Here is a 12956-nt window from a genome sequence, read left to right as displayed (position 1 = left end):
CTGAAGCGTACCCGACTCACACCTGGTGGGATCGCAGGTGGATGTTCTGTAGGAGCCCGACTGCCAGCAGCCCGGCGAGCATCGAGGAACCGCCGTAGGAGACGAAGGGCAGCGGCAGTCCGGTGACCGGCATGATTCCGAGCGTCATGCCGATGTTTTCGAAGGCCTGGAAGGCGAACCAGCAGACCACGCCGGTGGCGATCAGCCGGCCGAACGCGTCCCGGGCGTTGACTGCGATCCGCAGTCCGCGCCACAGGATCAGCACGAACAGGCAGATGATCGCACCCGCGCCCACCAGACCGAGCTCCTCCCCCGCGACGGTGAAGACGAAGTCGGTGTGTTGCTCGGGCACGAACCCGTTCTGCGTCTGCGAACCATGGAACAGGCCTTGCCCGAAGACGCCGCCGTTGCCGATCGCGATCCGCGCCTGATTCACGTTGTAGCCGATGCCCTGCGGGTCCGACGCCGGATCCGCGAACGCCGTGAACCGGGCCAGCTGGTACTTCTTCAGCACGTTGAACTGGATCGCGAGCACCGCGATCACCGTCGCCGCGGTGACGATGCCGAGCATCCAGCGCTTCGGCACACCGGAGACCGCAACGATGCCGAAGACGATCGAGCCGAGCACCATCACCGTGCCGAGGTCGGGTTGCAGCATCACCAGCAGCACCGGGATCGCCGCGACCGCGATCGCCTGGGCGATGTCGATCGTGCGCGCCTCACGGTGGTTCGTCTCGCCCTTCTCCGCGATCAGCAGCGCCATCCCGACGATCACCGCGAGCTTGGCGAACTCGCTCGGCTGGATCGACATCCCGGGCACCTGGATCCACGAGCGCGACCCGTTGATCACCGCGCCGACACCGGGGACCAGGACGAGAATCAGCCCGACCACCGACGCGGCGTACAGGACTGGGGCGAGGATGCGGAGTCGGCGGTGATCGCTGACGGCAGCGAGCACGGCGAGGACGAGACCGATGGCGAAGTTCATCGCATGCCGGAGCAGGAAGGCGTGCTGGTTGCCGTCGGTGAGCGCCGTGCGGTTGTACGTCGCCGACCAGATCAGCAGCGATCCGATCGCCGAGAGCGCGAGCACGCCGATCACCAGCACCCAATCGACCTGCCAGAGCGTCGAGCGCCGATCGGCCCGGGGTCGGGACTGCCGGATCGGCGTGAGCAGGCTCATCGGTCGGCCTTCTTCCCCGGCGGTGCGACCGGCGGCTTCACGTTGTAGAGCGTCTCGTAGATGTTGCGAACCGCCGTACCGGAGGCGCCCGAGCCGGTACCGGCCTGGCTGATCATCATCACGACGGCGTAGCGATCGGTGTAGCTGGCCATCCAGGACGTGGTCTGCTTGCCGTAGACCTCGGCCGTTCCGGTCTTGACCCGGACGGGGATCTTGTCGAGCGGGAAGCCGTTGAACTTCCAGGCCGCCGTACCCGTTTTTGCGGTCTCCTTGAGCGACCGGTCGATGTAGCGCAGCGTCGAGGCCGGCACCGGCAGCTTGGCCGCGACCTTCGACGGCACCGGCCGAAGCTTGCCGTTCGGGGCGATCACCGCCTTCGCCACCCGCGGCTGCCAGAGCGTGCCGCCGTTCGACAGCGCCGAGTAGGCCGTTGCCATCTGCAACGGAGTGACCGTGGTGTCGCCCTGGCCGATGGCGAAGTTGACCGCGTCACCGGCCCGGTAGCGGTAGCCGTCCGCGCAGAACTCGCGGGAGAACTGCTTCAGGAACGCCGACGTGCCGGCCGGTGGGTTGTCGGCGAGCTTGCAGTAGTAATCCTTCTGCGCGTCGTAGTACTCCTTCTTCCACTTCCGGTCGGCGATCCGGCCGGATACCTCACCGGGCAGATCGATACCGGTCGGCTTGCCGAGGCCGAAGCCCTTCGCCATCTGGACCATCGGATCGGCGGCGGTGATGTCGCCGGAGTTGCCACCCTCTTTGAGCCACAGCGCGTAGGCGATCCGGTAGAAGAAGGTGTCACAGGAGATGGCGAGCGCCTGGTCGAAACCGATCATCCCGTAGGAGGCGGACTCGTAGTTCTTGAACCGGCGGTCGCCGACCTCGAAGTACGACGAGCAGTCCAGCCGGGTCTTCGGCCCGTACCCGTTGGCGAACGAGGCCGCGGTGGTGATCGGCTTGAAGGTCGAACCGGGGGCGAGCTGGCCCTGAATCGCCCGCGACACCAGTGGCGTGCCGGCCTTCGTGGAGTACAGCTCGTCGAGCTCGCGTTGCGAGATGCCGCCGACCCAGACGCCCGGGTCGTAGCTCGGGTAGCTCGCCATCGCGACGATCTGGCCGGTCTTGGTATCCATCACGACGGCCGCGCCGGAGTCGGCTACGTAATTGCGATGGGTGATCTTGTCGTACTGCTTGCGCGCCGTCATGATCGCGCCGCGCAGTTGTGCCTCCACCGAGGCCTGGATCCGCGCGTCGATGCTCGTCATCAGGGTCGAGCCCGGCACCGGCGCGGTCTGGCTCTGCAGGCCGGTGGTGTAGCCGACGGCGTCGACGATGACGTTCTTGACGCCCGGCGTCCCGCGCAGCAGTTGGTCGTAGGTGCGCTCGACACCGGCCCGGCCGACCAGGTCCGAGCGGTGCGGCACCGAGTCCTGTCCGGCCTTGTCGAGGTCGTCCAGCTCGTTGGTGGTGATCGGCGAGAGGTAGCCGAGGATGTGGGCCGCGTTCACCTTGAACGGTGCCGGATAGGCGCGCAGCGTCTGGGATTCGGCGGCCACGCCCGGGAAGTCCTCGCGGCGTTCCATCACCTCGATCGCGACCTGCTCGCTGACGTCCTTCGCGACCGGGATCGGCTGGTAGGGCGTTCCGTTCCAGCAGGCCGGCGGTTTGGAGGCACCGGGCTCGCCGCAGAGCATGGTCCGCGCGGTCAGGTCCTTCGGCTTCTGGCCGAGCACCTTCGCCAGCCGGGCCAGCACTGCCTGCTGCTGACCGTCGGGCAGCTTCGCGAGCACCGAGCGGTCGACGGTGATCACCAAGGAGACCCGGTTGCCGACCAGGGTCCGGCCGGCGGCGTCGACGATCGTGCCGCGCGGCGCCGGGACGAGCACCTCGCGGGTGTGGTTCTGAGTGGCGGCCTGTGAGTAGTCGTCGGACGACATCACCTGCATGTACCAGAGCCGGGCGATCAAGGTGAACATCAGCGAGAAGACGAGCACCTGGATCACGAACAGGCGCAACCGCGGCTTCAGCGGCGCCGGGTTGAAGCTGTCGAAGCTCATGGCAGCACCCGCCGCCGCTCCCGCGCCGGGACGACGCGTCCCATCACCCACATCACCAGCGGGATGACCACGATCGCGGCAACTACGTCGTACCCGGCGGCGATGCCGAGCCGAACGCCGAACTCGCCCCAGTCGACGGCTGGATCATGCAGCAGCGACCCGGTCGCGGAGTACACAGTCAGCGACAGCGCCGCACCCAGTACTACGGTCAGCGCGACCCCAAGTGGACCAACCGGACCCGCCGACGTCTCCCGCCGGACCAGGCCAGCGACGTACCCCGACAACGCCAGCGCCAAAGCCCAGCGGCCAGCAGTGTGATCGGCAGGCGGCACCACGTCGAGCAACAGCCCGCCGAGGAAGCCCGCGATCGCACCCCACTCAGCGCCTCGGGACAACGCCAGCGCGACCACCACGATCATCACCAGGTCGCAGGTGACCCCGGCGACAGCGATCTGCGGCAGCACGGACGTCTGCAGAGTCACCGCGAGCATCAGGAAGAGCGCGGCCAGCCCGATCCGGATCGCCGGCATCTCAGCGGCCCTTCTCCGGCGACACGGCGGTACGCGGCGCTCGCGCGGGCGGCCCGGTGACGACGCCGACCAGGTCGAGTCGACTCGGGTCGACGAACGGCTTCACCAGCGCGGTCGAGCCGAGCGCGCCTTGGACCGACGTCACCGAGGTGACCTCGCCGATCGGCACCCCGGGCACGTACGGCGCGTTGCCGCTCGAACCCCAGGTGACGATCCGGTCGCCCGCCTTCGGCCGCGCCTTCAGGTCGACGAGCTTGTAGTCGAGCGCGGCCGACGAGCCGACCTCGCCCCGGCCGGACACGAACCCGAGCGCCATCGTCGAGTTCAGCCGGCCGCCGACGGTCGAGTTGCGGTCGCCGATCAGCAGCACCGTGGCGGTGGCTTGGGTGGTCCGCACGACGCGGCCCACCAGCCCGTCGCCAGTCAGTACTGTCATGTCCGGTCGCACTCCGTCCGCCGTTCCGGCATCGATGGTCACTGTGTGGTTGAAGCTCTGCGCGCTGCCCAGGCCGATCACCCGGGCCGGCGTCACCGTGTAGGTCGGAGCCACCTTCAACAGGCGGTCCAGCTCGTCGGCGCGATTGCGGGCGTAGTCCGTGGTCCGCAGCTCGCTGGTGAGTTTCTCGTTCTCTGCTTGGAGTTTTTCGTTCTCTGCCTTCAATGTATCCACTTCGGCGAACCGGTCCCGAAGGTTGTCCACAGGCTGTCGGGCGTTCGTCGCCGTCGACTCCAGCGGGCCGAAGACGGTCGCCGCCGCATGCCGCAGCGGCTCGACGGGTGAGCCCGCCGAGCGTCGCGCGTCCAGCACGATCAAGGTGAAGGAGGCCAGGATGACGAGCACCAGGATGGTCCGGCGGCGGCGGATCTCCCGGGGCAGCCCGGCCGAGCGGACCAGCCCGCGCGCCGGCGTACCAAGATCTTTCAGCATCGGTCAGCGGCGGTCGGTGACGAGGATGCGGTTCAGCGTCTCGATGTTGTCGACGCACTTGCCCGCGCCGAGCACGACGGCGTCCAGCGGGTTCTCCGCGACGTGGATCGGGATCCCCGTCTCGTGCCGCAGCCGCTCGTCCATGCCCTTCAGCAGCGCGCCACCACCGGTCAGCACGATGCCCCGGTCGACGATGTCGCCGGCCAGCTCGGGCGGCGTCTTGTCCAGGGTGGCCTTGACCGCGTCGACGATCGCGGTGATCGGCTCCTCGATCGCCTGCCGGATACTCGCCGACGAGACCTTCACGGTGCGCGGCAGCCCGGAGACCATGTCCCGGCCGCGGATCTCCGAGTCCGGCCCGTCCGAGGTCGGGAAAGCCGAGCCGATCGTCATCTTGATCTGCTCGGAGGTGGCCTCGCCGAGCATCAGCGAGTACTCCTTCTTGCAGTAGTTCACGACCGCCTTGTCGATCGCGTCGCCGGCCACCCGGATCGACTGGCTGGTGACGATCCCGCCGAACGAGATCACCGCCACCTCGGTCGTACCACCGCCGATGTCGACCACCATGTTGCCGGTCGCGTCGCGGACCTCGAGGTTCGAGCCGAGTGCGGCGGCCATCGGCTCCTCGATGATGTAGACCTTGCGGGCGCCGGCCATGTACCCGGCGTCGCGGACGGCGCGCTGCTCGACGGCGGTGATGCCCGACGGGACGCAGACGACGATGCGCGGCTTGGCGAAGTACCGGCGGCGGTGCACGCGCTGGATGAAGTACCGGAGCATCTGCTCGGCGGCGTCGAAGTCGGCGATCACGCCGTCCTTGAGCGGCCGGATGGCGGTGATGTTGCCGGGCGTACGGCCGATCATCTTCTTGGCCTCGGCGCCGAACGCGACGGCCTCGCGCGGCTCGTCGGTGCGGATCGCGACCACCGACGGCTCGTTGAGCACGACCCCACGTCCACGCACGTACACGAGAGTGTTGGCTGTACCGAGGTCGACCGCCATATCGCGGCCCAGCATGCTGTTCGCCACTGCGGCGCCCTCCACCTGCTCGGGTCCCGGAGTTCTCAGGCTAGGCGCGGACCCACCGCCAGCCGGGGACCGACACGTCCCGCCTGCCCACGACGCATCGTATCGGTCCACTCACACAGCGACTAAGGCAGGTCCGGGAACCAGATCTTGATCTCACGGTCGGCCGACTCCGGCGAGTCCGAACCGTGCACGAGGTTCTCCCGGTTGGACAGCGAAAGGTCGCCGCGGATCGTGCCCGGGGCGGCCTTGCGGCCGTCGGTGGCGCCGTTCAGCGCGCGGACCACCTCGACCGCCTCGTCGCCCTCGAGCACCAGCGCGACCAGCGGGCCGCTGGTGACGAACTCGCGCAGCGGCGGGTAGAAGTCCCGCTCGACGTGCTCGGCGTAGTGCTGGTCAGCCAGCTCGCCGTCGATCGTGCGCAGGTCCATCGCGACGACGGCGAGGCCCTTCGCCTCGAACCGTCCGAGGACCTCCCCGACCAGGCCACGGCGTACCGTGTCGGGCTTGAGCAGGACGAGGGTGCGCTGCGACATGTCTGTTCTCTCTCCGATGCTGTGGCGGGTGTACTGCGGTTGAGCCTAGTGGTTTGTCAGGCTTGGGCTGCTTGGGCGGCCTTGGCTTCGTCGATCCGGCGGCCGAGCACGATCGCCATCACCCAGAACGCGGCGAAGGCCAGTCCGAGCACGAACATCACCGGTACGACGAAGCCGAGACCGACTGCGGCGACCTGGATGACCGAGCCCAGGATGTACCCGAGTTGGTTGCGCAGGAGTCCGGCGGCAACCAGTGCGAGGACCGCCAGGCCGAGGCAGAGCGGGATCGCAGTACCGGGTTTCACGTCGGCGACCGAGATCATCACCGGCGTGACGAGCGCCAGCACGATGAACTCGAAGCCGAGGACGATACCGGCGAGCGATCTCACCGCTTCTCCCCGGCCGGCTTGCGGACCAGCAGGGTCCGGGCCTCGCCCGCGGTGATCACCGAGCCGGTGATCAGGACGCCGCCGGTGCCCATCGCGAGCGCGTTCTCCTCGGCCAGCCGGATCGCGTCGTCGATCGCGTCGAGCAGCTTGGGCCGGACCAGCACCCGGTCCTCGCCGAAGATCTCGGCCGCGATCTCGCCGAGCTCCTCGGCCGGCATCGACCGCTCGAACGAGTTCCGGGTGCAGACGACGGTCTCCATGATCGGCTCGAACGCCTCGAGCACGCCGTACACGTCCTTGTCCTTCATACAGCCCAGTACGCCGATCAGCGGCTGGAACGCGAAGGCCTCGGACACCGTCTCGGCGGTCGCCTGCGCGCCGTGCGGGTTGTGCGCCGCGTCGACGATGACCGTCGGGCTGGTCCGGACGACCTCCATCCGGCCGGGGCTGGTCACCTCGGCGAACGCTGCCTCGACCAGTTCGCGGGTCATCCGCTGGCCCTCGTTCTGCCCGCTCGCCCCGAGCAGCGCCTCGACGGCCGCCAGCGCGGTGGAGGCGTTGTGGGCTTGATACTCACCGTGCAGCGGCAAGAAGATGTCCTCGTACTCGCCGCCGAGACCCTTGAACGAGATCAGCTGGCCGCCGACCGCGACCGAACGGCTGAGGACTCCGAACTCGAGTCCCTCACGGGCAACCTGGGCGCCGACCTCGGCGGCCCGGCGTACCAGGACCTCGGCAACGTCGAGGCTCTGCTGCGAGATCACCGCGGTGCTGCCGGGCTTGATGATGCCGGACTTGTCCCGGGCGATGGTGACCGGATCGGCGCCGAGGATGTGCGCGTGATCGACGGCGACCGGGGTGATCACCGCGACCGTGCCGTCGGCGACGTTGGTGGAGTCCCAGGTGCCGCCGAGGCCGACCTCGACCACCGCGACGTCGACGGGCGAGTCCGCGAAGGCGGCGAACGCCATCGCGGTCATCACCTCGAAGAACGACAGCGGGTGCTCGTTCTCGGAGTCGACGACATCGACGTACGGCTCGATCTCGGTATAGACCTCGACGAACCGCTGCTCGTCGATCGGCTCGCCGTTCAGCGTGATCCGCTCGCGGACGGACTCCAGATGCGGGCTGGTGAACCGCCCAGTGCGCAGTCCGGCCTCGCGCAGCAGGGCATCGACCATCCGCGCGGTGGAGGTCTTGCCGTTGGTACCGGTCAGGTGGACGACCGGGTAGGTCTTCTGCGGATCCCCGAGCAGCTCGACGAGCCGCCGGACCCGGTCCAGCGTGGGATCGATCTTGTTCTCCGGCCAACGGGCCTGAAGCTTCGCCGATACCTCGGCATAAGAGAGTGCGCTCATCAGACCGCCAGTCTAGGTGGGCTGTGGATAACCCGTCGTGAGCACCCCTTGACAACCACTAGGATTGCCGTATGAGCGAAGCGTCCCGTGTTCCTGACAAGCCCACCCTCGATGGCCTTGAGGAGAAGTGGGCTGCCGTATGGAAGGAACAACAGACCTACGCGTTCGACCGTACTGCGGAGCGCGCCGACGTCTACTCGATCGACACCCCGCCGCCGACCGTCTCCGGGTCGCTGCACGTCGGACACATCTTCAGCTACACGCATACCGACCTGGTCGCGCGCTTCCAGCGGATGCGGGGCAAGAAGGTCTTCTACCCGATCGGCTGGGACGACAACGGCCTGCCGACCGAGCGCCGGGTCCAGAACTACTACGGCGTCAAGTGCGACCCGACGCTGCCCTTCGACCCTGCCTTCGAGCCGCCGGCGAAGCCTGACCCGAAGAAGCAGATCCCGATCTCGCGGCAGAACTTCGTCGACCTGTGCGGCGAGCTGACCCACATCGACGAGCAGGCGTTCGAGGCGATGTGGCGCCAGGTCGGCCTGAGCGTCGACTGGAACTACCTCTACACGACCATCTCCGAGGACTCCCGCCGGACGTCGCAGCGCGCCTTCCTGCGCAACTTCGCGCGCGGCGAGGCGTACCTGTCCGAGGCTCCGACACTCTGGGACGTCACCTTCCAGACCGCTGTCGCGCAAGCTGAGCTCGAGGCTCGGGACTACCCGGGCGCATTCCACAAGATCGCCTTCCACGGCGCCGATGGCCCGATCTACATCGAGACCACACGTCCCGAGCTGCTGCCGGCCTGTGTCGCGCTGATCGCGCATCCGTCCGACGAGCGGTACAAGCACCTGTTCGGTACTACGGTCCGCTCGCCGCTGTTCGACGTCGAGATCCCGGTCCTGGCGCACGAGGCGGCCGAGCCCGACAAGGGTGCGGGCATCGCGATGTGTTGCACCTTCGGTGACCTGACCGACGTCATCTGGTGGCGCGAGCTGCAACTCCCCGTCCGGACCGTCATCGGGCGCGACGGCCGTCTGCTCCGCGACACCCCGCCGTGGCTCGAAGGTTCCGAGCTGTACGCCGAGCTGGCCGGCAAGACCACCTTCAGCGCACGGGAGCTGACTGTCGCCAAGCTGCGCGAGAGCGGCGATCTGGACGGCGAGCCGAAGCCGACGCAGCGGAAGGCGAACTTCTTCGAGAAGGGCGACAAGCCGCTCGAGATCGTCTCCACCCGGCAGTGGTACATCCGCAACGGCGGCCGGGACGAGGAGCTGAAGGCCGAGTTCCTCGAGCGCGGAAACGAGCTCGAGTGGGTTCCCGAGTTCATGCACCACCGCTACCAGAACTGGGTCGACGGGCTGAACGGCGACTGGCTGATCTCCCGGCAGCGCTTCTTCGGCGTCCCGTTCCCGGTCTGGTACCCACTCGACCACGAGGGCGAGCCCGACTACGCGCACCCCTTGATGCCGCGCGAGGCCGATCTGCCGATCGACCCGACCTCGCAGGTCCCGGGTGGGTACGACGAGTCCCAGCGCGGCAAGCCGGGCGGCTTCGTCGCGGATCCGGATGTGATGGACACCTGGGCGACCTCGTCGCTGACTCCGCACATCGTCTGCGGCTGGGAGCGCGACGACGACCTGTTCCAGCGGACCTTCCCGATGGACCTGAACACGCACGCGCACGAGATCATCCGCACCTGGCTGTTCTCCCGCGTCGTCCGGGCGCACTACGAGAACGGCACGCTGCCGTGGGCGCGGTCGATGATCTCCGGCTTCGTCGTCGACCCGGACCGCAAGAAGATGTCGAAGTCCAAGGGCAACGCGGTCGTCCCGTCGGAGATCCTGGAGAAGTTCGGCTCCGACGCCGTTCGCTGGCGGGCCGCGATGGCGCGACCGGGGATGGACTCACCGTTCGACGAGTCGCAGATGAAGGTCGGCCGGCGACTGGCGATCAAGGTCCTGAACGCTTCGAAGTTCGTTCTGTCCTTCGGCGCGACGTCGGTTGATGCAGGCGCTGTCACCGAGCCGGTCGACCTGGCGATGCTGGCGCAGCTGCGGCAGGTCATCGACGAGGCGACGGCTGCTTTCGAGCGGTACGACTACACCGGTGCGCTGGAGATCGCCGAGCGGTTCTTCTGGAGCTTCTGCGACGACTACGTCGAGCTGGTCAAGGAGCGGGCGTACGGCGGGCACGGCGAGGAGGGCGCTGTCTCGGCAAAGGCGGCACTCGCTGTCGCGCTGTCTGTTCAGCTGCGGCTGCTCGCGCCGTACCTGCCATTCGCGACCGAAGAGGTCTGGTCCTGGTGGCAGGAAGGCTCGATCCACCAAACGTCCTGGCCGGTCCCGTCTGTCGATGTCGCTTCTGCTGAGCAGGACCCCGCGGTCCTCGACGCGGTCGCCGAGGTCCTCGCAGGCATCCGCGGCGCCAAGTCGACGGCTCAGGTATCGATGAAGACCGAGGTCTCCAAGGTCGAGGTCAGCGGCCCCGCCGCCCGCCTGACCCTGGCAGCCCAGGCCGAAGTTGACCTCCGAGCCGCTGGCCGAATCACCGGCGAAATCCTCTGGAGCCCCGACGAGTCCACTGAGGTCTCCGTCATCGCGGCCCTCTGAACAACCCGCACTTGTAGCGCCTGACCACGCGCACCGGTAGCGCCCGCTTCTTCGGAGGCGGGCGCTACTGCTTTCACCCGACCGACTACCCTGCGGGTTCAACCGGTCTGCTGTCCGTCGGCGGGAACACCTTGTCCAGATATGAAACGATCGGGACAGCCCCAGCCCGAACCCCCGGCGACCCCGTCCGCGCGCCCCGAGGAGCACCCATGAGCACCCCCACCACCCCCGGCCCGGACGACCGCCCCAAGCAGACCCCCCGCCCCACCCCGTCCGAGCCGCCTGCCCGTACCGGCGGCCGGCCAAGCACCAGCCCCACAAACGCTCCAGCGAACTCCCCGGCAAGCACCCCCGCCGCGGGGAGTACCCCAGGAACAGGCTCCCCCGCAGCTACCTCGCCCGGAACGAGCACAACCGGCGCTAGCACCCCCAGCGGCGCTGGCGCCCCCGGAACGAGCACCCCCGCCGGTTCGACGCCCGGCATCAACCCGTCCGGAACGAGCAATCCCGCCGGTTCGACGGCCGGCCTCAACCCGTCCGGAAAGAGCAACCCCGCCGGCTCTTCGCCCGGCGCGAGCGCCGGCTCGGCGGGTACTGCCGGCGGGACTGTTACGGATACGCCGACGCATTCAAGCCCGGGTGAGAGCAAGGCGGCTTGGTGGAAGGGGGCTTGGCGGGGGCTTAAGAGGGTTAAGTGGCGGCGGAATCCTTGGGTGACTGTGGGTGGGGTTGTTTTGGCGTTGGTGGTGGTGGCTGCTGTGGGGTACTTCGCCGGGTTGGGGCCGATGAGTCGGCTGAACACCGCGAGGGATATCACGCCGCCGGCGAAGCTCGGAGGGTTGGATCGGGTGACGGATGCTCAGATCCGGGAGCAGTTGAAGTTGGAGGAGACGCGGGCTGCGTTGAGCCGGATCAATGACGGGAAGCAGGCGACTGTCGAGGCGTACGGGAATCTCGATGGGAAGCGGCTGTATGTGGTGATCGCGTTGCGCGGCAAGGTGGATATCGACAAGACGATCAAGGATTCGGGTGCGACGCCGGAGCAGGTGAAGAAGGTTGGGCAGTCCACCTGCGTGGAGTCGGCCGGCAATCTTCCGACGCAGTGCTATCGCGGGTCGAACACGCTCACCGTGATCGCGCAAGCGGCCAACGACGGTGTCGGCGTCGACGATGTCGGCGCACTGGCCGACGAAGCGTTCAACGCGATGAAGTAGCTGCTCGCGGAGCGTTCACCTGCAGGGGCAGTGGGTCAGGCGAGTAGGCCGCTGAGGGCGATCATGATCGGGATTGAGAGCAGGGTGCTGAGCAGTACTGCGCTTCGGGCAAGCCGCCGCGACGCGCGGTACTGGACGGCGTAGACGTAGACGTTCTGGGCAGTCGGCAACGCGGCTAGTAGGACCGGGGCGAGCAAGGCGGGACCCGAGAGGTCTAAGAGCCAGCGGCCGACGGAGTATGCGACGAGCGGTTGGACGAGGGTTTTCAGCAGGACGGCCAGTACTGCGTCGCGGTCGAGGCTGATCGAGTCCTTCGCGCCGCCGAGGCTCAATCCGTACGCGATCAAAGCGACCGGTACCGCCGCCGCAGCAACGAGATCGATCGGCCGCATCAGCAACGACGGCAACTCGATTCCAGCAGCCGCGAAGAGCAACCCGAGCAGCGACGCCACCGTCAACGGATTCCGCAACGGCCGCGTCAGCAGCACCCGCAACGGCACCCGCCGCCCGGCCCCGTGCCGATCCGCATCCAGTACTGCGAACGCCACCGGCGCCATCACCAGCAGCTGGAACAACACGATCGGCGCCACCAACGCCCCGTCGCCCAGCACATACGCGGCGACCGGCACCCCCAGATTGCCTGCGTTCACATACGACGCGGCCAGTACTCCGATCGTCGCCTGCGCCCGACTCCGGCGCCAGATCAGCACCGCGACGCCGAGATACAGCACCTGTACGACGAACAGCCCAGCCAGATTCGTCAGCAGCACCGGCGAGAAGATCGCATGGAGATCGGCCCGCGCAACCGTGGTGAACAGCAACGCCGGCGTCGCGACGAAGAACGCCAGCCGCGACAACACCAGCTCGTCCTCGGCCCGCAGTACGCCGGCCAGCCCGACCAGGTACCCGAGCACAGCGACCGAGACGAGGGCGACGAAAGCGGCGACGACAGCGGACACGCGTCAGCTACCCGGCAGCCGCAGCGGTTGCTCGCCGTCGGCGCCGCTTGCCGTCGTCGCGCTCGGGCCGGCCCGGGATCGTCATCACGCCAGCGATCGTAGACGAAACGTTTCATCTGCAAGTTACTGACCAGCCAGCCATCCGACTGGAAAGATTCCACCAAAAC

The 12956-nt window shown here is 67.9% G+C and carries 11 protein-coding genes; 2 read left to right on the top strand and 9 right to left on the bottom strand.

Annotated features, from left to right (window positions below; all coding sequences use genetic code 11):
• Positions 1-16 precede the first annotated feature (16 nt).
• From rodA to OHA70_RS23770, 8 genes are all read right to left on the bottom strand, one after another.
• Complete coding sequence (gene rodA, locus OHA70_RS23805; protein ID WP_328321215.1) at positions 17-1183, bottom strand: rod shape-determining protein RodA; 1167 nt, start codon at positions 1181-1183, stop codon at positions 17-19.
• The gene (gene mrdA, locus OHA70_RS23800) at positions 1180-3237 is read right to left on the bottom strand and encodes a penicillin-binding protein 2 (protein WP_328321213.1); all 2058 of its coding nucleotides are present in this window, start codon (positions 3235-3237) and stop codon (positions 1180-1182) included. Before mrdA ends, rodA begins: the two co-directional genes overlap by 4 nt.
• Positions 3234-3767, bottom strand: a complete 534-nt coding sequence (mreD, locus tag OHA70_RS23795; protein WP_328321211.1) for a rod shape-determining protein MreD — start codon at positions 3765-3767, stop codon at positions 3234-3236. The genes mrdA and mreD overlap by 4 nt, the downstream gene beginning before the upstream one ends.
• Position 3768: 1 nt before the next feature.
• Complete coding sequence (gene mreC / locus OHA70_RS23790) at positions 3769-4695, bottom strand: rod shape-determining protein MreC (RefSeq protein ID WP_328321209.1); 927 nt, start codon at positions 4693-4695, stop codon at positions 3769-3771.
• 3 nt (positions 4696-4698) lie between these two features.
• On the bottom strand, positions 4699-5724 hold the full coding sequence (locus OHA70_RS23785) for a rod shape-determining protein (protein WP_164603246.1): 1026 nt from the start codon (positions 5722-5724) through the stop codon (positions 4699-4701).
• A gap of 122 nt (positions 5725-5846) precedes the next feature.
• Positions 5847-6257, bottom strand: coding sequence for a nucleoside-diphosphate kinase (ndk, locus tag OHA70_RS23780; protein ID WP_328321207.1), 411 nt, complete (start codon positions 6255-6257; stop codon positions 5847-5849).
• A 56-nt stretch (positions 6258-6313) separates the two neighbouring features.
• Positions 6314-6646, bottom strand: a complete 333-nt coding sequence (locus tag OHA70_RS23775) for a DUF4233 domain-containing protein (RefSeq protein ID WP_328321205.1) — start codon at positions 6644-6646, stop codon at positions 6314-6316.
• Positions 6643-8004, bottom strand: a complete 1362-nt coding sequence (locus tag OHA70_RS23770) for a bifunctional folylpolyglutamate synthase/dihydrofolate synthase (RefSeq protein WP_328321203.1) — start codon at positions 8002-8004, stop codon at positions 6643-6645. The genes OHA70_RS23775 and OHA70_RS23770 overlap by 4 nt, the downstream gene beginning before the upstream one ends.
• Before the next feature lie 71 nt (positions 8005-8075).
• Between OHA70_RS23770 and valS the strand changes: the two genes are divergently transcribed.
• Complete coding sequence (gene valS / locus OHA70_RS23765; protein ID WP_328321201.1) at positions 8076-10616, top strand: valine--tRNA ligase; 2541 nt, start codon at positions 8076-8078, stop codon at positions 10614-10616.
• Positions 10617-11329: 713 nt separating this feature from the next.
• Positions 11330-11830 (top strand): hypothetical protein, encoded by a 501-nt coding sequence (locus OHA70_RS23760; RefSeq protein WP_328321199.1) that lies wholly within the window; start codon positions 11330-11332, stop codon positions 11828-11830.
• A gap of 35 nt (positions 11831-11865) precedes the next feature.
• On the opposite strand, the gene OHA70_RS23755 is transcribed toward OHA70_RS23760, so the two are convergent.
• Positions 11866-12789 carry an AEC family transporter gene (locus OHA70_RS23755; RefSeq protein ID WP_328321197.1) on the bottom strand — a complete coding sequence of 308 codons (924 nt, stop codon included), beginning with the start codon at positions 12787-12789 and terminating at the stop codon, positions 11866-11868.
• Between the last annotated feature and the right edge of the window lie 167 nt (positions 12790-12956).

Origin of the sequence: Kribbella sp. NBC_00382, from assembly GCF_036067295.1 — a bacterium.
Classification (GTDB): domain Bacteria; phylum Actinomycetota; class Actinomycetes; order Propionibacteriales; family Kribbellaceae; genus Kribbella.
The sequence above is the reverse complement of the archived record's forward strand: the minus strand, read 5'-3'. Positions and strand labels throughout refer to the sequence as shown.

Coding starts and splice junctions, on each gene's coding strand:
- mreC (WP_328321209.1), bottom strand. CDS start 4,695: ATGCTGAAAGATCTTGGTACGCCGGCGCGCGGGCTGGTCCGCTCGGCC.
- mrdA (WP_328321213.1), bottom strand. CDS start 3,237: ATGAGCTTCGACAGCTTCAACCCGGCGCCGCTGAAGCCGCGGTTGCGC.
- OHA70_RS23770 (WP_328321203.1), bottom strand. CDS start 8,004: ATGAGCGCACTCTCTTATGCCGAGGTATCGGCGAAGCTTCAGGCCCGT.
- valS (WP_328321201.1), top strand. CDS start 8,076: ATGAGCGAAGCGTCCCGTGTTCCTGACAAGCCCACCCTCGATGGCCTT.
- ndk (WP_328321207.1), bottom strand. CDS start 6,257: ATGTCGCAGCGCACCCTCGTCCTGCTCAAGCCCGACACGGTACGCCGT.
- rodA (WP_328321215.1), bottom strand. CDS start 1,183: ATGAGCCTGCTCACGCCGATCCGGCAGTCCCGACCCCGGGCCGATCGG.
- mreD (WP_328321211.1), bottom strand. CDS start 3,767: ATGCCGGCGATCCGGATCGGGCTGGCCGCGCTCTTCCTGATGCTCGCG.